16 protein-coding genes and 3 pseudogenes are annotated in these 18,097 nt (G+C 50.3%); 13 read left to right on the top strand and 6 right to left on the bottom strand.

Annotation, left to right across the window (positions count from 1 at the left end; translation table 11 throughout):
- Positions 1–72: 72 nt before the first annotated feature.
- The 3 genes and pseudogenes from HU824_RS04395 to HU824_RS04385 form a co-directional block, all read left to right on the top strand.
- Positions 73–558: pseudogene (locus HU824_RS04395) on the top strand (efflux RND transporter periplasmic adaptor subunit); the annotation flags it as partial.
- A gap of 36 nt (positions 559–594) precedes the next feature.
- Positions 595–1,266, top strand: a pseudogene (locus HU824_RS04390) (efflux RND transporter permease subunit); the annotation flags it as partial.
- A gap of 448 nt (positions 1,267–1,714) precedes the next feature.
- The gene (locus HU824_RS04385; RefSeq protein WP_176468202.1) at positions 1,715–1,900 is read left to right on the top strand and encodes a hypothetical protein; all 186 of its coding nucleotides are present in this window, start codon (positions 1,715–1,717) and stop codon (positions 1,898–1,900) included.
- A 151-nt stretch (positions 1,901–2,051) separates the two neighbouring features.
- Here HU824_RS04385 and HU824_RS04380 read toward each other — a convergent pair whose 3' ends face one another.
- Positions 2,052–3,548, bottom strand: coding sequence for an acetyl-CoA hydrolase/transferase family protein (locus HU824_RS04380; protein ID WP_136009141.1), 1,497 nt, complete (start codon positions 3,546–3,548; stop codon positions 2,052–2,054).
- 94 nt (positions 3,549–3,642) lie between these two features.
- The gene (locus tag HU824_RS04375; protein WP_136009142.1) at positions 3,643–4,023 is read right to left on the bottom strand and encodes a hypothetical protein; all 381 of its coding nucleotides are present in this window, start codon (positions 4,021–4,023) and stop codon (positions 3,643–3,645) included.
- Positions 4,024–4,409: 386 nt separating this feature from the next.
- Between HU824_RS04375 and miaB the strand changes: the two genes are divergently transcribed.
- On the top strand, positions 4,410–5,783 hold the full coding sequence (miaB, locus tag HU824_RS04370; RefSeq protein ID WP_136009143.1) for a tRNA (N6-isopentenyl adenosine(37)-C2)-methylthiotransferase MiaB: 1,374 nt from the start codon (positions 4,410–4,412) through the stop codon (positions 5,781–5,783).
- Positions 5,784–6,052: 269 nt separating this feature from the next.
- Here miaB and HU824_RS04365 read toward each other — a convergent pair whose 3' ends face one another.
- From HU824_RS04365 to HU824_RS04350, 4 genes are all read right to left on the bottom strand, one after another.
- Positions 6,053–6,640 carry a hypothetical protein gene (locus HU824_RS04365; RefSeq protein ID WP_136009144.1) on the bottom strand — a complete coding sequence of 196 codons (588 nt, stop codon included), beginning with the start codon at positions 6,638–6,640 and terminating at the stop codon, positions 6,053–6,055.
- Positions 6,641–6,682: 42 nt separating this feature from the next.
- On the bottom strand, positions 6,683–7,645 hold the full coding sequence (locus HU824_RS04360; protein ID WP_176468201.1) for a hypothetical protein: 963 nt from the start codon (positions 7,643–7,645) through the stop codon (positions 6,683–6,685).
- A gap of 31 nt (positions 7,646–7,676) precedes the next feature.
- Positions 7,677–8,069: a DUF3244 domain-containing protein gene (locus tag HU824_RS04355; RefSeq protein WP_176468200.1), complete on the bottom strand. Its 393-nt coding sequence runs from the start codon at positions 8,067–8,069 to the stop codon at positions 7,677–7,679.
- Positions 8,070–8,192: 123 nt separating this feature from the next.
- Positions 8,193–10,259 (bottom strand): DUF3836 domain-containing protein, encoded by a 2,067-nt coding sequence (locus HU824_RS04350; protein WP_256371986.1) that lies wholly within the window; start codon positions 10,257–10,259, stop codon positions 8,193–8,195.
- A gap of 47 nt (positions 10,260–10,306) precedes the next feature.
- Between HU824_RS04350 and HU824_RS04340 the strand changes: the two genes are divergently transcribed.
- The 9 genes and pseudogenes from HU824_RS04340 (at position 10,307) to HU824_RS04300 (ending at position 18,097) form a co-directional block, all read left to right on the top strand.
- The gene (locus tag HU824_RS04340; RefSeq protein WP_176468199.1) at positions 10,307–10,474 is read left to right on the top strand and encodes a hypothetical protein; all 168 of its coding nucleotides are present in this window, start codon (positions 10,307–10,309) and stop codon (positions 10,472–10,474) included.
- A gap of 103 nt (positions 10,475–10,577) precedes the next feature.
- Positions 10,578–11,471, top strand: a pseudogene (locus HU824_RS04335) (class I SAM-dependent methyltransferase); the annotation flags it as partial.
- Positions 11,472–11,684: 213 nt separating this feature from the next.
- The gene (locus HU824_RS04330) at positions 11,685–12,557 is read left to right on the top strand and encodes an ABC transporter permease (protein WP_136009148.1); all 873 of its coding nucleotides are present in this window, start codon (positions 11,685–11,687) and stop codon (positions 12,555–12,557) included.
- A 212-nt stretch (positions 12,558–12,769) separates the two neighbouring features.
- The gene (locus tag HU824_RS04325; RefSeq protein ID WP_176468198.1) at positions 12,770–13,012 is read left to right on the top strand and encodes a DUF3098 domain-containing protein; all 243 of its coding nucleotides are present in this window, start codon (positions 12,770–12,772) and stop codon (positions 13,010–13,012) included.
- A 49-nt stretch (positions 13,013–13,061) separates the two neighbouring features.
- Positions 13,062–13,865: an undecaprenyl-diphosphate phosphatase gene (locus tag HU824_RS04320; protein WP_176468197.1), complete on the top strand. Its 804-nt coding sequence runs from the start codon at positions 13,062–13,064 to the stop codon at positions 13,863–13,865.
- 10 nt (positions 13,866–13,875) lie between these two features.
- Complete coding sequence (gene truB, locus HU824_RS04315; RefSeq protein ID WP_016272229.1) at positions 13,876–14,592, top strand: tRNA pseudouridine(55) synthase TruB; 717 nt, start codon at positions 13,876–13,878, stop codon at positions 14,590–14,592.
- Positions 14,593–14,666: 74 nt separating this feature from the next.
- The gene (gene queA, locus HU824_RS04310; protein ID WP_016272230.1) at positions 14,667–15,725 is read left to right on the top strand and encodes a tRNA preQ1(34) S-adenosylmethionine ribosyltransferase-isomerase QueA; all 1,059 of its coding nucleotides are present in this window, start codon (positions 14,667–14,669) and stop codon (positions 15,723–15,725) included.
- Between the two features lie 29 nt (positions 15,726–15,754).
- Positions 15,755–16,210, top strand: coding sequence for a 2-amino-4-hydroxy-6-hydroxymethyldihydropteridine diphosphokinase (folK, locus tag HU824_RS04305; RefSeq protein ID WP_176468196.1), 456 nt, complete (start codon positions 15,755–15,757; stop codon positions 16,208–16,210).
- A 327-nt stretch (positions 16,211–16,537) separates the two neighbouring features.
- Positions 16,538–18,097, top strand: coding sequence for an NTP transferase domain-containing protein (locus HU824_RS04300; protein WP_136009151.1), 1,560 nt, complete (start codon positions 16,538–16,540; stop codon positions 18,095–18,097).

Raw genomic sequence — 18,097 nt, 5'->3', positions numbered from 1 at the left:
ACCTTTACAAAGTGTGCCCCAAGCGTGGGGGGAGGAAATCACTCCTCCTTCGTATTGCGGTAGCGTGCCGGAGACATGTACGTTTACTTTTCCATGACCGAAAACCAGTTGCTTGCCCTGACTCGCCAGTACGGAAGCGTGGACGAGGCGTTGAAGAACATGCCTCAAGCGGAACTGAGACTGAATGACAATTCCGTCTATGACAAGAAAGGTACCATCGAGTCTATCAGCGGTGTCATCGACCGCCAGATGGGTACGGTAGTGGCACGCGTGGTCTTCCCCAACGAATCGCGCCTGCTCCATAGCGGGGCGTCGGGCACGGTGGTGGTGCCTACCATTTACAGGAACTGTATCGTGGTTCCGCAAGAAGCCACCATACAGTTGCAGGACAAGACGGTAGTATACAAGGTAGTGGATGGCAAAGCCGTTTCCGTCTTGATTACCGTGGCAGGAATAAATGACGGACGTGAATATGTGGTGCTGGACGGACTGAAAGTCGGTGACGAGATTGTATCCGCCGGTGCCGGACTACTGCGCGAAGGGACGCAAGTGAAATGATGATTGCTATTTATCAACTATCAATGATGGATTAAGATGAAAGGAAATATATTTATAAAACGGCCGGTGATGGCTTTCTCCATCTCCGTACTGATTCTGGTGATAGGGCTCATTTTGCTCTTTACGCTGCCGGTGGAACAGTATCCTGATATTGCACCTCCCACGGTGTACGTCAGTGCCAACTACACCGGTGCCGATGCCGAAGCCGTACTGAACAGCGTCATCATGCCGCTGGAGGAGAGCATCAACGGTGTGGAGAACATGATGTACATCAGTTCTACCGCCACCAATGCCGGTTCTGCCACCATACAAGTCTATTTCAAGCAGGGCACGGACCCCGACATGGCTGCGGTAAACGTACAGAACCGTGTATCCAAGGCACAGGGATTGCTGCCTGCCGAGGTGACGAAAATCGGTGTGACTACCCAGAAGCGACAGACCAGCTTCCTGCAAATCGGCGCTTTGGTAAGCACCGACGGGCGCTACGACCAGACGTTCCTTGCCAATTACCTAGACATCAACGTGATTCCGCAAATCAAGAGTATCGAGGGTGTGGGTGATGTAATGGAGCTGGGCGATACCTACAGTATGCGTATCTGGCTGAAACCGGAACGCATGGCGCAGTATGGACTGGTTCCTTCGGACGTGACCGCCGTATTGGGCGAGCAGAACATCGAGGCACCGACCGGTTCGCTGGGCGAGAGTGCGGGCTGGACCAATTCTGCCGGTTCAATGATTGCGAATCCCGGCAAGTTCCTGGCTTCGGCAGTGGGCTCGCTGACGCAGTCGCTCTTTGCCCGCGGGCAGGTCATTGCGCAGTACCGCATAGCCCGTGCCCGGCAGGAGGAGGCTTCCCTTGTCTTCCGGCAGACATTGCTCAACGCACAACTGGCACAGACGGCCAACCGATTTTCTGAAATACAAAGCCTGATTAACCTCTACAAGGCGTTAGGGGGAGGTCAGGAATAGAGTGTCATCATACTACTCTCTCTGCATCTTCACTTTAAATGTGAAGGAAGGGCTGTCCGGGAAGTGATTCCGGGGCAGCCCGCTTTTTGTAGGGGATGAATAAATCATCACTAACAGTTATCACTGCGGATAATCATTCCTTTTTGTGCCTTTATTCCTACTAATCAATGAATAGGAGGATAATCAGATGAAAGCAAGCATTTCTTTAGAGGGATTGTTGCAGTTCATTCTTTCGTTTTCACTCAGTGCAAGTAATAAGCGTTGGCTCGGTGAGAGATTGATTGAAGAAACTGAAAAGGAAACTGAAGCAAAAGATAGTGAGTTTACCGGTAAAAAAGAGGTTTTGTCAGGAATTGGTGCAGGGATGCGGTAGGTACTGAAATAGCTTGTTGTTGGAACTATAGATGCAGCGTGTTCCATCTATATATGCAACGCGTTGCATATATAGATCCAGCAAACCGGAAATATACATGCAACGCGGTATATCTTTCGGGCGGTTTTTCTCCGCCTTTTTAGGGAGCAGTTTATTTATACTGTGCCCAGTCTACATTCTTCATGTCTCCACTTTTGGCCAGCTCAGCGTGCATAGCCAGTGCGGCGCGCAGGGCATGGGGAGTCTGTGACTTGCCGTCGGTCAGTTTCAGGTAATCCCACAGAATGTTCTTGTAGTCCGGATGGACACAGTTTTCGATGATGGCTTGTGCACGTTCTTTCGGACTCTTGCCACGGAGGTCGGCCACACCTTGTTCGGTAATGATGATGTTGACGTCGTGTTCCGTGTGGTCCATGTGCGAAACCATCGGCACGATAGCCGAGATTTTACCTTCCTTGGCAACGGACGGACAGGTGAAGATGGAGATATAGGCATTGCGGGTGAAGTCACCGCTTCCGCCGATACCGTTCATCATCTTCGTACCGCCGATGTGCGTGGAGTTCACGTTGCCGTAGATGTCGGCTTCGATGGCGGTGTTGATGGAGATAACACCGAGTCGGCGCACCACTTCCGGGCTGTTGGAGATTTCCGACGGACGGAGCACCAGCTTGTCGCGGAAGAAGTCCATATCCTGGTAGATGCCTTCCAGACAGTCGTTCGTCACGGTCAGCGAGCAGGCGCTGCCGAATTTCACTCGGCCTTCGCGGATAAGTCCGATAACGGAGTTCTGGATAACTTCTGTGTACATTTCGAAGGCGGGGATGGTCTTGTCACGTCCCAGAGCGCCCAGTACGGCATTGGCGATGTTGCCCACGCCCGATTGCAGCGGCAGGAAGGTGGGCGGGATGATGCCGCGCTTCATGTCGGCGGCAAGGAAGTCGGCCACGTTCTGTCCGATTTTGTCGGTCAGCGGGTCGGCATCGGCAAAGCCGCGTGCTTCGTCCGGCCAGTCGGTCTCCACTACGCCTGCGATTTTTTTCGGGTCTACCTGAATGTAGGGCAGTCCGATGCGGTCGCTCGACTTGTAGATGGGGATTTCGCGGCGGTAGGGCGGGTCGAGAGGCTCGTAGACGTCGTGCAGGCCCATGGCACTCTTGCTGTGGGCGGCATTCAGCTCTACGATAATCCGGTCGGCCAGGCGGCAGACGGTCGGAGAGATACCGCCGGCAGCCGTCAGGTAGATTTTACCGTCTTCGGTCACTTCGCATGCCTCGATGATGGCGACGTTTACTTTTCCCATGAAACCGTAGCGCACTTCCTGAGCCATTTGCGAGAGGTGGATGTCGTTGTAGGCTATCTCACCGTTGTTCACGGCTTTGCGGAAATCCACGTTGGTAGTGTAGGGGGCACGGTAACGGATAGCTTTAGCGCGTGAAAGAATGCCGTCGCAGGAATCGCCGGTAGAGGCACCGGTGAAAATGCCTATCTGGAACGGGTTTCCTTTCGCATGCTCCGCTTCTGCGATTCTTGCAAGTTCAGCCGTGACGGCTTTGGCTGTTCCTGCGGGGGTGAATCCGCTCAAGCCGATGTTGTAGCCATGTTTGATGAGGCTCGCAGCTTCTGCTGCCGAAATGTAATTGAGTGCCATAATATAAATAGTTATTTTTCGTGTAAAGGTTCTGAAGGAATTCTTAAGTATTTGTCATAGCTTCTCCGTCATCAGTTCTCCATTATCCGCTGTCTTAATATTTCCGTTGAAGTATCTCTGACCAGATAATGGCTTTCCTCGCTTCCTCTGCCGAGTGGATGCCGTATTCGGATGTTGCTTCGTCGGGCTCCTGCGGATGGGATGCGGGGGAGGGGGGCGAGGCCTTTATGGAAGTGTATTTGGATTTGGCGGACGGTTTGGATACCGTCTTCGGTTTGTTTGTCGGCTTGGGACCTTCGGGAATAAAGCCGCCGTAAGTACCTCCGCCCCAGTTTTCGGGCAGCGGGTTGTCCACATCGGGCATAGGTATGCCGGGACTCTTGTCGGCATTCTTGTTTGTTTCTTTCTTAAACTGCCTGATGAGTCCGGTGGCTATGACAGCCGCAACTAACAGAAACTTGAAGACATCTTCCATAATTCTTTCCTTATTTTCCGCCCAAAGACAGGGCAATTATCTCTGCTTCGGGCAAAGTTAATTATTTAATCTGATTACGGGCAAGGAATCGGTAATAAAAAAGGGCAGCTTCACAGCTCCCCTTAATTTTTTTAACCTAAACCTTAACTATGAAAAAATCTAATGTTTCTTTCACTTCACAAATTTGTGAATTAATTTTCTCTATGCCAAATTCACACTCGGAAAATGTTCGCTCTCTTAACATTAATTAGCTGACAGGTTGAAGATTGGCAATCTGTAATGGCATTTTTCTTCTATTTCATCAGTTTATTGGGAGGGAAGGAGTATCTTTGCATCTTGAATGACAGATTTCAAAATGATATAAATTGATTTTAAACGAACTGATTATGGAAAAAGCAACGGGAGCAGACTTTAAATCTGCAACTGCCGATGGCGACAAGAAATTGTTCATCGAGACCTACGGTTGCCAGATGAACGTGGCCGACAGTGAAGTGATAGCATCCGTCATGCAGATGGCGGGATATTCGGTGGCCGACACCCTGGAGGAAGCCGATGCCGTGTTTATGAATACCTGCTCCATCCGCGACAATGCGGAACAGAAGATTCTGAACCGTCTGGAATTCTTCCACTCGCTCAGGAAGAAGAAACGCGGTCTGATAGTGGGTGTGCTGGGCTGTATGGCCGAGCGTGTGAAGAACGACTTGATTACCAACCATCATGTGGACCTGGTGGCGGGGCCGGATGCCTACCTCACCCTGCCCGAACTGATAGCGTCGGTAGAAGCCGGCGAGAAAGCCATCAACGTGGAGCTCTCCACTACAGAGACCTATCGGGATGTCATCCCCTCACGCATCTGCGGAAACCACATCTCCGGATTCGTGTCCATCATGCGCGGCTGCAACAACTTCTGCACCTACTGCATCGTTCCCTACACCCGTGGCCGCGAGCGCAGCCGTGATGTGGATAGCATCCTGGGCGAAGTGGCCGACCTTGTGGCAAAGGGCTATAAGGAAGTCACCTTGCTGGGACAGAACGTCAATTCCTACCGCTTCGAGAAACCGGACGAAGAGACGATTACCTTCCCGATGCTGCTCCGCACCGTGGCGGAGGCGGCGCCGGGCGTGCGTATCCGTTTCACCACCTCGCACCCCAAGGACATGAGCGACGAAACCCTCCGGGTCATTGCCGACATGCCCAACGTGTGCAAGCACATCCACCTGCCGGTGCAGAGCGGAAGCAGCCGCATCCTGAAGTTGATGAACCGCAAGTACGACCGCGAGTGGTATATGGACCGCGTGGCAGCCATCCGCCGCATCATTCCCGATTGCGGCTTGTCTACGGACATATTCTCCGGTTTTCACAGTGAGACGGAGGAGGACCACCGGCTTTCCCTTTCGCTGATGGAGGAGTGCGGATACGATGCTGCCTTCATGTTCAAGTACAGCGAACGCCCCGGCACGCATGCTTCCAAGCACCTGCCGGACGACGTGCCCGAGGAAGTGAAGATTCGCCGTCTGAATGAAATCATCGCCTTGCAGAACCGTCTTTCCGCCGAGGCCAATGCCCGTTGCGTAGGCAAGACCTACGAGGTGCTGGTGGAAGGCGTCAGCAAGCGCAGCCGCGACCAGTTGTTCGGGCGTACGGAGCAGAACCGTGTGGTGGTGTTCGACCGCGGCTCGCACCGTATAGGCGATTTTGTGATGGTGAAGATTACCGAATCCAGTTCGGCCACACTGAAGGGAGAAGAGGTGGCTGGCTGAAGGGACAAGACACAGACTTCGTCAAGGAGCTGTAGGAGCCGGAGGCGTGTCATAATGCCCCAATAAAAAAATTTGAGGGTGTGTCCTCTGTTCTTTAAGAAATTACCCCTGCCACAGCTATCTGTAGCAGGGGTAAATCTTTCTATTCGGGCATTATGACACCCTCAAATTCTTCGAAAAAAGGGAGGGGCACTTCCTTTGGCGAGTTGCCGGGGCCGAATAACCCTCTTTAACGGCTGCCGGTACCTCCGGCGCATAGATGGTGCCGGTTAGAACGGAACCCACACGGAGAGAGTGTATTCTCTGAACTTTCCCGATTTCAGGTAGTCGGTCTTCAAGCTGTTCATCAGTCCGTGCTTGTAGTTCAGGCCCACTTCGAAGGCTTTGAAGCGGTAGGCTATCCTTCCTATTGCCGGGATGTCGAATTTCCGGCTGTTTCCGCCATTCTGGTTGAAGAACCACGTGGGCTGGATGCCTGCACCTATGCTCAGCCCTTTGTAGAGGGTGTAGTTGGCCGTGCCGGTGGCGAAGGCGGAGAACCTCTTGGCACTTCCCTTCACCAAGGCGGGTTCGCCCGGCATTTTCCCGAACGTATAGTCATAGTACTTCATTCCCAATCCGGCTTCCAAGTCGAAGAAGAATGGGGAGGCCTGATTGGCATGCAGTCTGAACTTGTAGCCCAAGGAGAGGTTGTACTTGTAGTCTACGTCGTAGGAACCGGCTGCTGCTGCGGCGGACGGGGTCAGTTTGGTCTTGATGTTTCCGGTACCGCCTTCGACGATGATTCCCGATTCGGTTTGTCCTTGTGCTCCGAGTGAGAGCAGGCAGAGGACGATGAATAGCATTACATGTTTCATAATAATTGTGGGTTTAGTATTGGGTAATTAAGTCCGGTTAGTTTATAAATCTACTCTGAAGAAATATTTGGTACCGCCACACTCTGCTCCGAATCCTTGGAACTTTACAGAGCACAATCCTTGAAATGGAACAGGCTGTCCGTTTTGAAAGACTCTTGCCCATAAGTATTCATGGGTTGAATTTTTGTCTTTGATAGAATATTCCCGTCCATCGGGTTCGAATTTCAGATAGGTGGTAGAACCGTAATTGTACCATTTTCCGAAGAGGCCTTTCTTTCTGAATCTGACAAGGATGGCTATTTCTTCGGCCACTCCGGGGGATGAACCGCGTCTTACTTCTGTTTTAACCCAAAGTCTGCGGTTGTTGCATCTTACTTCAGGAAGTTCATTGAGCGGATAGTCTGCTCTTGTTACCGGAATCGTATAGTTTTCTTCCGTATCCGCTATTCCTAAATCAATCAGTTGCTGGTAGGAATTGATGTCTTTAAGATTCACTATTTCTCCATTAATGGAGACTTCACCATTGGCATTCAGCAGTTTTGCCACATTTTCGTCTTTGACGGGCAGATAGGCAGCATAGTCGTCACCTTCTTCCGGGAAATAGAGCATTGAGTATTTGGTTTTGAATTCTTCATAGCCGCCAGGTCTGTCATAGTAGTTTTCGGCTTCGTTCATGGCTTCCGTGAAGTAGTCGTAAAGGGAGCGGAAACCGTCTTTTTTGAAGCTGATGTCCGGAGTTTGAAGCATGTCGCCGTATACGTTCTCATCCGAATTATTCAGTGCTTTGGTTGACTTCTCTTCTTTAGTGGGAGCGGCGTTCAATTTAGAAATAGCATTCTGAAAATCCTCGTTGCTATTGAAGACCAGCATGTCTTCATTCTTTGCAATGGTAATCTTCAATTCCGCATTGTTGATTTCTGCATTTGATTTCAAGTCTTTTTCTACATCGTTCGAGCATGCTCCAAGCATGAACAAGGATGCGATAAGCAAAATTTCTTTTCTCATATTTCTTGTACCTTTTTAAATTAATGATTCTTTATTCTGTTATTTCGAAATAGCCATAGTAGACGGTTTCTTTATATTCCAATTCTATCACGTACTTTCCATAACCTATATTTAGTTCGAATATGTTTTCCTTGTCAGAAAATATAGGCTCAATAGTGGAATATATGATGTCGTTATGTCTGTTTCTAATGGTGAGTTTTACTTCTTCTATCAAATTATCCGAGTATATGTAGAAAATGTCTTTATCATGTAGGACAAAGAGTTTATTTCCTGTTATGGAACGCTCCTCTCTTTGCCATTGACTTTGGTTTATATCAGAGGCAGGCAATTGTGTTAATGTTATAACTTTCTTTTTAGCTTGAAGGAATGACATTGGCAAAATACTTAAAACTAATATCGCCAATATAAATAGCTTGTTATTCATGATATAAGAATTTGCGACAAAGGTATGTCGTTTTATTGCGTATTGCCCAAAAATGCAGTACGCACTTGGTACGCAACTGTATATTGCATACTGTCACGCGAAGTACGCGAGAAGGGTTACGTGTCAGAATTGTTGTATGAAACAGTCTAGTTGTTCCGGACTACCGTCTTCATCGAAAAGCTTTTTGTATAATCGTTTACGTATGGAGGTGACGGCTTGCTTGCTGCGTATGGTTAAGGCGGCTATTTGTCTTGGGGGAATGCCTATTTTTATAAGCAGGCATACTTTCAGTTCAATGTCTGATATGGGATAAAATTCCAATAAGCGTTGACTGAATTGATTGTAGGTTTCATCTATTGTATGGTTTAGTTCTTCCCAGTCGGAGTTGTTTATTTTGTTTGTTTCTTCTTGTGGAAGTAGATTGTGAAACTTCTTGTAAATGGCAGATTGTTTCAATGTAATCTCTGCTTGAGTTTGTACTTTTTGTCTGGCTTCAATCTGTTCATTGCTTTTTTCGATTAGCTCTTTTTGCGCACAAAGCAAGGCGTGGCGCAGTTCGTCTTGTGAAGCTGTTGCTTCTTGTAAGGAGACTTCTAAATTCTCGATTTCTTTCCGGTTTTTCTCGATTTGGGCAAGACTCTGTTTGTATTGCTCTTTTTGTATTCTATCAAGTTTTTGTCGTTGTGTTTTTATGTTTTGTTCTTTCCTTTTATGATATTCCCGATAGGCGATGAACAGAATAATAGAGAAAATGAAAGCGATGCCGAAAAGTACCTTCTGCCTTTTTTCTTTGAAAGTCTGTATTTTAAAGCTTTTGGCTTCTTTTTGATTCAATTGATAATTATATAACGCATTTGCTTTTCGTATAATCTCTGCTTGTTTCATGCTCTGAACGGAATCCGTATATGCCAGATATTGGTCTAGATACGTGAAAGTCTCTTCATTTTTATTTTTTGCTCTTGCGATATTGTATAATCCCCGATAAGCCTCTTTTTTGTAGATGTAGTCGTTGGCAGATAGCATTTTATTATAATAATAGGTGGCCGAATCTAACTGATTATTACCTTTATAGTAACTTGCGATAGTGCTATACAGTGCGTATAGGTTTGTTGCCTTTGACTGTACTATTGCCACCTGCATTGCCTTGTACGCCTCTTCATATCTCTCCAAATCAGTATAATATCCTGACAATTCACTGTTCACGATACTTCTCAGGTGCAGGTTTCCGATGCGTTCTGCCTGTTCATCCGCTTTCCGGTAGTAGTAGATGGCACTGTCGGCTTGCTGCAGGGTGGTGAAGGAGCGGCCGATGTCGCGCAGCCTGTACACGATTCCGATGCTATCCTGTGCCAACGTGCTGTAGTGATAGGCTTTTCTGAACATTTCGGGTGCCTTGTCATAGATGTCTTGATAGAGAAAGAGCATTCCGGTCTGGCTGTACATAAGGCTCAGCAGCTTGTGGTTTGTGCTGCCTTTTGCTGCCTCTATTGCTCTCTGGAAATACTCCAGTGCCTGCGGCGCGTCCCCCAGGTCACGATACACCCGTCCTGCGTAGTATAGCGCTTCGGGCAGGAGTTTCGGGTCTTTGTGCTTCCGGTAGTAGCGCACCACTTGCCGGACGAGGCTGTCCGAGGTATGTGCGATGTAGGCTTTGTCTTGCGCCTTGATGCGGAGCAGGTGGTAGTACATGCGGGTTTCTTCGGGTTCGCGGCCGATGCTGTCTTTCAGTTGCTTCAGCAGCGAGAGGGCGCTGTCGGGGCTGGTTTGTGCCAGTGAGTCGGCCGTAAGGAGGACGCGGGGATACCGGTGTTCGCTGCACGAACAGAAGTACAGGGAGGTAAAGAATAAGATAAGGGTCAGCATAGTTGCCTTCATGGGTGTAGTTTTTGATGTGTGGGGCAAAGATAAAACAAAAATGAAAGCACGGCATGGGGGCGTGCTTTCATTTTTGTGAATTTTGTGAATTTTTTCGGGCATCCATGCGCCTTTGGCGCCGTCCCATTTGGAGGCTTCCTTGCAGGTCAGGCGTTGCCGGTCGTCATAAGAGTATTCATAACGGATGTGGCGGTAAAGTTGCGCGCCGTCTTGCTTGAAGATGGTCTTGGCAACCACTAATTCGTTTTTCACCTCTTCGTTGGTGATTTTCCGGTTGCTCTTCTTCCCGAACGTTTTCGCTTGATAAGAATCAATTCCTATGTTAAAGAATTAAACTTCTGATAATCAGTGAATAAATATTTATGCAGACTGTTCATTATCGGACAGTTGTCCGCTCAATATCGAACAGGCTGGCAGACACTGACCTCTGTCGTGACAGACACTGGTGTCTGTTGCGTCAGGCACTGGCCTTTGTCATCGGCCTCTCCGGAGGACTGGGCGCAAGCGCTTGTTTTCTTAAATCTCCTTAATGGAAACCCTATAACCCACTTTTTATTTGTTATTTTGCACCAAATTTAGGTGTAGTGCGGTCTGTTCAGTTTGGGCTGCACCTCCTTATTGACAGAACGTTCGATGAATAAACTCACTATAAAAGCTTGTCCGTTATGTGGTGGAACGCATTTGGAGCGTGCCTTGACATGTGTGGACCATTATGCCTCGGGCGAAATGTTCCACTTGTGCCGCTGCCGCGATTGCGGTTTCCTTTTCACACAAGACTTTCCTGTGGAGGCTGAAATCGGCCGTTACTACGAAACCCCTGATTACATTTCACATACCGATACCCGCAAGGGGGCAATGAATTCCGTGTACCACTGGGTGCGCAATTATATGCTGGGACACAAGGCACGCCTTGTGCTCCGTGAAGCGCACCGTAAGAAGGGTCGCCTGCTGGATTTGGGTACGGGGACCGGTTATTTTGCCGATGCCATGCAGCGTCGCGGCTGGCAGGTGGAGGCTGTGGAGAAGAGTGCGCAGGCGCGTGCCTTTGCCAAGGAACGTTTCCATCTGGATGTGAAACCTCCTACGGCACTGGAGAATTTTGCACCGGGCAGTTTCGACGTCATCACCCTGTGGCACGTCATGGAACATCTGGAACCCCTCAACGAAACGTGGGAATCCCTGCACTCCCTGCTGACTGAAAGAGGGGTGCTGATTGTGGCTGTGCCCAACTGCTCCTCCTTCGATGCAAAGAAATACGGGGCTTACTGGGCTGCCTACGATGTGCCCCGCCATTTGTGGCACTTCACGCCGGGCACCATCCAGCAATTCGGTTCCAAGCACGGCTTCATCATGGCGGAGCGCCATCCCATGCCGTTCGATGCCTTCTACGTATCCATGCTGACGGAAAAGCACATGGGGCGTTCGTGTACTTTCCTGAGGGGAATGGTTACCGGTACGCTGGCATGGTTCAGTGCATTGGTGAAGAAGGAGCGCAGCAGTTCCATGATTTATGTGTTCAGGAAGAAGAGCCTCTTCCCCGACCCCTCCCCCATAGAGAGGGGGGCAGATACTTCTGGAACAGGAGGGGGTTGTATAAGAAAGGGAGGAGATACTCTTGAAATGGGAGAGAGAAACAACTAAATAATATCAATATATAAATAAAATCAAACCTATTCCCCCTCCCTACGGGATTGCTTTCTCCCGACAACGGGGGAGTCGGAGGGGTTAGGGGAGAGGCCTATGGGAAAGAAGAATTCGATATCCTATTTTGACATGCAGTTCATTACGTCCAGCATCAGTACGACGCTGGTGTTGCTGCTTTTGGGGCTGGTGGTATTCTTTGTGCTCGCAGCTCGTAATCTTTCCATATACGTCAGGGAGAACATCAGCTTCTCCGTGCTAGTCAGCGACGATATGAAGGAAAGCGACATTCTGAAGCTCCAGAAGAGGCTGGACAAGGAGGCTTTCGTGAAGCAGACGGAGTACATCTCCAAGAAGCAGGCGCTCCGCGAGCAAACCGAGGCGATGGGCACAGACCCGCAGGAGTTCCTCGGCTACAACCCTTTCACTGCCTCCATCGAGATTAAGCTGCATTCCGGATATGCCAATTCGGACAGCATCGCCAAGATAGAGAAGCTGATTAAGAAGAATACCGACATTCAGGAAGTACTCTACCAGAAAGACCTGATAGATGCCGTGAACGATAATATAAGGAACATCAGCCTGATGCTCCTGGGACTGGCCGTGATACTGACGTTTATCTCCTTTGCGCTGATAAACAACACCGTCCGTCTGGCCATATATTCCAAGCGTTTCCTCATTCACACCATGAAGCTGGTGGGGGCAAGCTGGGGATTCATCCGCCGCCCGTTTCTGCGGCGCAATTTCTGGATAGGTGTGCTGGCCGCTTTCATAGCCGACGGCATCCTGTGGGGAGCTGCCTGTTGGCTGGTGTCCTACGAACCGGAACTGATCAGGGTGATTACACCCGAAGTAATGGTGCTGGTGTCGGGCGCCGTGCTGGTGTTCGGAGTGCTTATCACGTGGCTGTGCGCCTTGCTTTCCATCAACAAGTATCTGAGGATGAAGGCAAGTGCGCTGTATTATATTTAACGCACTGAAGTGTATAAGCGATATGGTTTCAGGCACGGATTACGCGGATCTCACGGAAGTTATGCAATGACAGCGGCTTGAAACAGTGTAATCCGCGCCTGAAAAGAAAACCTTAAGAGAGCTTTCACAAGCTTCTCTGGTGAAGTGTATAGAGAGAAAGTGCTGCTTTGCAGTACGGCTAAATAGTAAATAGTTAAATAGTAAATAACCAGATGAGTAAAGAGAAATTCGCTTTTGACAAGACCAATTTTATCCTGCTTGCCGTCGGAATGGCAGTGGTTGTCATTGGTTTTCTTCTGATGACCGGCCCCGCGTCTACTCCGACGAACTTCGAGCCGGACATATTCAGTGTGAGACGCATCAAGGTGGCCCCTGCGGTCTGCCTGCTGGGCTTTGTGTTCATGATATATGCCGTGTTGCACAAGCCGAAAGGCGGCGGGGCGGAAGAGCAGTAAACAGGGAACTTGTAAATTCGGTAATTCATAATTTATATTCATAACTGTAGTGGAATGGTTTGAAGCGCTTATCCTTGGGCTTATTCAAGGACTGACCGAATATCTGCCGGTGAGCAGTAGCGGACATCTTGCCATCGGTTCGGCATTGTTCGGCGTTGAGGGAGAGGAGAATCTTGCTTTTACGATAGTGGTGCATGTGGCCACGGTGTTCAGCACGCTGGTGGTGCTCTGGAAAGAGATTGACTGGATTTTCAAGGGGCTGTTCAAGTGGCAGATGAACGGGGAGACACGCTATGTCATCAATATCCTGGTGTCCATGATACCTATCGGCATTGTGGGGGTGTTCTTCAAGGACGAGGTAGAGGCTGTCTTCGGTTCGGGACTGCTCGTCGTGGGCTGCTGCCTGTTGCTGACGGCTCTGCTGCTGTCTTTCTCCTATTATTATAAGCCGAAACAGAAGGAGGACATCAGCATGAAGGATGCCTTCGTCATCGGCCTGGCACAAGCATGCGCAGTGCTTCCGGGGCTTTCCCGTTCGGGCAGCACCATTGCAACCGGTCTGCTGCTGGGCGACAGCAAAGCGAAGCTGGCACAGTTCTCTTTCCTGATGGTGATACCCCCCATTCTGGGTGAAGCGTTGCTGGACGGGATGAAGATGCTGAAAGGTGAGGCGGTTGCGGGAGATATCCCTGCGCTTTCGCTGATGGTAGGCTTCCTGGCTGCTTTTGTTTCGGGCTGTCTGGCCTGCAAGTGGATGATAAATATCGTGAAGAAGGGCAAGCTGATTTATTTTGCCGTCTATTGCGCCATAGCCGGCGCTGCGACGCTGGTATTGAGCTTGATTAACGGATAAACTGATACGGATGAATTTTAAAGAAGGAGAAGTCCTCTATTTCAATAAGCCGCTGGGATGGACATCGTTCAAGGTTGTGGGGCATGCGCGTTACCACATCTGCCGGCGGATAAAGGTGAAAAAGTTGAAAGTAGGCCACGCCGGTACCCTCGACCCGCTTGCCACGGGGGTGATGATTGTCTGTACGGGCAAGGCCACGAAACGGATTGAGGAGTTCCAGTATCACACGAAGGAGTACGTTGCCGCCATCCGCTTGGGTGCCACCACTCCCTCTTACGACCTGGAGCATGAGATAGATGCCACCTATCCCACGGAGCACATCACCCGCGGGCTGGTGGAGGAGACGCTGAAGAAGTTCGTCGGCGAGATACAGCAGGTGCCTCCCGCCTTCTCGGCCTGCATGGTGAACGGGAAACGTGCCTACGACCTTGCCCGCAAGGGAGAGGAGGTGGAACTGAAACCCAAGCTGTTGGTCATCGACGAGATAGAGCTGCTGGACGACGGGCTGGGCATTGCCGAGCCGTGGATAAAAGTACGCGTGGTGTGCAGCAAAGGAACGTATATCCGCGCCTTGGCACGCGACATCGGCGAAGCCTTGCAGAGCGGCGCCCACCTCACGGCCCTTGAGCGTACCCGCGTGGGCGACGTCCGGCTGGAGGACTGTCTTAATCCCCTCGACTTCAAGGAGTGGATAGACGCGCAGGAGATAGAAACAGAAGAAAACTGATTATTAACACGTGCTGCCTGCTTTGCGCTTCATCGGCACATTGGCACGTCGGCACATTAGCACATTATATACTTATGAAACTGTCGCAATTCAAATTCAAGCTTCCCGAAGAGAAGATAGCTTTGCACCCCACGAAGTACAGGGACGAGTCGCGTCTGCTGGTGTTGCACCGCAAGACGGGTGAGATTGAGCACAAGATGTTCAAGGATGTTCTGGACTATTTTGATGACAAGGATGTGTTCATCTTCAACGATACCAAGGTTTTCCCCGCCCGCCTCTACGGAAATAAGGAGAAGACCGGTGCGCGCATTGAAGTGTTCCTGCTGCGCGAGTTGAACGAAGAGCTCCGGTTGTGGGATGTACTGGTGGACCCTGCCCGTAAGATACGTATCGGCAATAAGCTCTACTTCGGCGATGACGACTCCATGGTGGCGGAGGTTATCGACAACACCACTTCGCGCGGGCGTACGCTTCGCTTCCTTTACGACGGTCCGCACGATGAGTTCAAGAAGGCTCTTTATGCGCTGGGCGAAACGCCGTTGCCCCACAGCATCATCAACCGTCCCGTAGAACCGGACGACGCCGAACGTTTCCAGTCCATCTTTGCGCGCAACGAGGGAGCCGTGACGGCGCCTACCGCCAGCCTTCACTTCAGCCGCGAGCTGATGAAGCGTATGGAAATCAAGGGAATCGACTTTGCCTATGTCACCCTGCACGCCGGTCTGGGCAATTTCCGCGACATTGATGTGGAAGACCTCACCAAGCACAAGACCGACTCCGAGCAGATGATTGTGGACGAGGAAGCCGTGCGGATTGTGAACCATGCCAAAGACCTGAACAGGCAAGTCTGTGCCGTAGGCACTACCGTGATGCGTGCCATCGAGAGCACCGTCAGCACGGACGGACACTTGAAGGAATACGAGGGATGGACCAACAAGTTCATCTTCCCGCCATACGACTTCACCGTGGCCAATGCCATGATAACCAACTTCCACATGCCGCTCAGCACGCTACTGATGATTGTGGCCGCTTTCGGCGGTTACGAGCAGGTGATGGAAGCATACAACGTGGCTTTGAAGGAGGAGTACCGCTTTGGTACGTATGGAGATGCGATGCTGATTACAGACCGATAAATTCTCCCTCCCTTGAATATACACGATATATGACCGTTTACTTCAGTCTTGGCACTAATCTCGGCGATAAAGAGCAGAACCTCCGCATGGCCGTCTTGAAGATAGGAAAGCAGATAGGGGAAGTGATTTCCCTATCTGCTTTCTATGCTACTGCCCCTTGGGGCTTTTCTTCCGATAATACTTTTCTGAATGCCGCACTTTGCGTGGAAACTGCCTTGGCACCCTTGGAGGTGCTGAGAACAACGCAGGAAATCGAGCGTGAGATGGGGCGTACGCACAAGTCTGTCAATGCGGTGTATAGCGACCGCGTGATAGACATCGACCTGCTGCTATGTTTTGCCGACGACGGCACTCACATTGTGCTGGATACGCCCGGATTGAAACTTCCCCATCCGCTGATGCGCGAACGCGATTTTGTGATGCGTCCGCTGGCGGAGATAGCGCCCCGGAGCGTATTGGAGATAGCAGCCGGCAGAGGGTTGTAAAAATAAGAATACACATGTTTGTGGGGAACAGACATATTCCCTATATTTGCATATGAGATTGAAGAAGTGTCTTCGCTCGATTTTTGTGTGAGATAATATTGTAAGAAGCGTAATGCTCATTCTGATAGTTGAAAACCTAGGAAATTTTCAAGAAAACAGAGAATGGCATGGTATGTTTCCTACGCTGGTTTCAGCGTGGGTCTGCTGTCCATCTATTTCTGTTTTCGGGTTTTCCTAGGACCTTCAACTACGGATAAGTGGCACGCAGTTCCACGCTTCCGTTTTTTATTCAGCAGGTTTGGAGGGACTGAAAGCCTTAGTGATATTATGAAATTTGCCGTTATAGCTGCAGGCGAGGGAAGCCGTCTTTTACAAGAAGGGGTGGAGTGTTGCAAACCTTTGGTGCAGATTCAGGGGGAACCGATGATTGACCGCTTGTTGCGCATCTTTGTAGACAATGGTGCCACGGAGATTGTTGTCATCGTCAATGAGAGGAGCACATCCGTGAAGGAACACCTGGAACAGTTGTCCTTGCCCGTACCGCTGAGGCTGGTGGTCCGCGACACTCCCAGCTCCATGCACAGTCTTCATGCCATTGCTCCTTATCTGCGGGAAGGTCCGTTCTGTCTCACTACTGTCGATACGATTTTCAAAGAAGATGATTTTGAGGAATATATTCGTACATTTGCAACGGCTGATGCGGATGGGTGCATGGCCGTCACTCCGTTTGTGGACGATGAGAAGCCGCTATATGTGGCTACGGACGGAGGCTGCCGAATCAAGGGATTTCACGATACGCAGGAACCGGAGGACAAATACGTTTCCGGTGGTATCTATTGTTTGAAGCCGAATGCCTTGGACGTGCTCGAGAAGTGCATTCGTGGTGGAATGTCGCGTATGCGGAATTTCCAGCGGGCATTGATAGCGGAAGGAATCAGGCTGAAGGCCTGCCCCTTTGCGAAGATAGTAGATGTAGACCATAAAGACGATATCCGCAAGGCGGAGATATTCTTGAAGGGAGAACCCGTACGCCGTCCGGTCAAGATTGTGGGAATAAGCCGTGGAAACGCATATTCGCCCAACTTGGTAGACAATGATGCCGCCATCCTCAGGGAAGTGGCCGAAAGGTTGAGGTCGAAAGGAGCAATCGTGGTGATTTATACCGAGGCCGATTTTGTGGAGCAATGCGTGGAGGCCGATTATTTCTATAGCATGGCCCGTGGAGAAGCCGCCATCTCCCGGTTGCAGCAACTGGAGAAGGACGGTAGGCTGGTGGTCAATTCCGGTTTTGGAGTGGCCAACTGTGTCCGTGTCCCGATGACGGAGATATTGACGGGCAATGGCATTCCGCATCCTGAGAGCCGGATTATAAGGCCGGACGATACTCTTCCGGACGACCTGACATATCCGTGCTGGGTGAAGCGGGGTGATGCTTGTGCGATGATAAAAGACGATGTCTGCTATGTGGAGAACCGCCGGGAGGCAGAGCAGGCAATGGCCCGTTTCAGGCAGCGTGGAATCGGCGTAGTGGTGGTGAACGAGCATCTTCGCGGTGATCTGGTAAAGTTCTACGGAGTGCGTGGCACGGATTTCTTCCATTGGTTTTACCCTTCGATGGTGTCGCATACCAAGTTCGGGCTCGAAGCCGTGAACGGCGAGGCCAGGGGACTTCCGTTCTCGGTGGGGCTGCTGAAACAATATGCCGACAAGGCGGCTTGGGTCATGGATGTCCCCGTCTACGGAGGCGATTGCGTGGTGATGGAGAACGGTGAGATGAAGATATTCGACTTTAACGACTGGCCCAGTTTTTCTCCTTGCCGCGTGGAGGCTGCCGAAAAGATAGCAGGGTATATCATGGAACGGATAGCGAATCATATCAAAAAATAG

Source organism: Bacteroides sp. L10-4 (genome assembly GCF_013373675.1).
GTDB classification, from domain to species: domain Bacteria; phylum Bacteroidota; class Bacteroidia; order Bacteroidales; family Bacteroidaceae; genus Bacteroides; species Bacteroides muris.
The sequence above is the reverse complement of the archived record's forward strand: the minus strand, read 5'-3'. Positions and strand labels throughout refer to the sequence as shown.

What these genes read in the sequence shown, in the direction of transcription:
- HU824_RS04355 (WP_176468200.1), bottom strand. Translation starts at nt 8,069, where the DNA reads ATGAATAACAAGCTATTTATATTGGCGATATTAGTTTTAAGTATTTTG.
- HU824_RS04375 (WP_136009142.1), bottom strand. Translation starts at nt 4,023, where the DNA reads ATGGAAGATGTCTTCAAGTTTCTGTTAGTTGCGGCTGTCATAGCCACC.
- HU824_RS04360 (WP_176468201.1), bottom strand. Translation starts at nt 7,645, where the DNA reads ATGAGAAAAGAAATTTTGCTTATCGCATCCTTGTTCATGCTTGGAGCA.
- HU824_RS04380 (WP_136009141.1), bottom strand. Translation starts at nt 3,548, where the DNA reads ATGGCACTCAATTACATTTCGGCAGCAGAAGCTGCGAGCCTCATCAAA.
- queA (WP_016272230.1), top strand. Translation starts at nt 14,667, where the DNA reads ATGAAACTGTCGCAATTCAAATTCAAGCTTCCCGAAGAGAAGATAGCT.
- HU824_RS04330 (WP_136009148.1), top strand. Translation starts at nt 11,685, where the DNA reads ATGGGAAAGAAGAATTCGATATCCTATTTTGACATGCAGTTCATTACG.
- HU824_RS04385 (WP_176468202.1), top strand. Translation starts at nt 1,715, where the DNA reads ATGAAAGCAAGCATTTCTTTAGAGGGATTGTTGCAGTTCATTCTTTCG.
- miaB (WP_136009143.1), top strand. Translation starts at nt 4,410, where the DNA reads ATGGAAAAAGCAACGGGAGCAGACTTTAAATCTGCAACTGCCGATGGC.
- HU824_RS04340 (WP_176468199.1), top strand. Translation starts at nt 10,307, where the DNA reads ATGCAGACTGTTCATTATCGGACAGTTGTCCGCTCAATATCGAACAGG.
- folK (WP_176468196.1), top strand. Translation starts at nt 15,755, where the DNA reads ATGACCGTTTACTTCAGTCTTGGCACTAATCTCGGCGATAAAGAGCAG.
- HU824_RS04365 (WP_136009144.1), bottom strand. Translation starts at nt 6,640, where the DNA reads ATGAAACATGTAATGCTATTCATCGTCCTCTGCCTGCTCTCACTCGGA.
- truB (WP_016272229.1), top strand. Translation starts at nt 13,876, where the DNA reads ATGAATTTTAAAGAAGGAGAAGTCCTCTATTTCAATAAGCCGCTGGGA.
- HU824_RS04300 (WP_136009151.1), top strand. Translation starts at nt 16,538, where the DNA reads ATGAAATTTGCCGTTATAGCTGCAGGCGAGGGAAGCCGTCTTTTACAA.
- HU824_RS04325 (WP_176468198.1), top strand. Translation starts at nt 12,770, where the DNA reads ATGAGTAAAGAGAAATTCGCTTTTGACAAGACCAATTTTATCCTGCTT.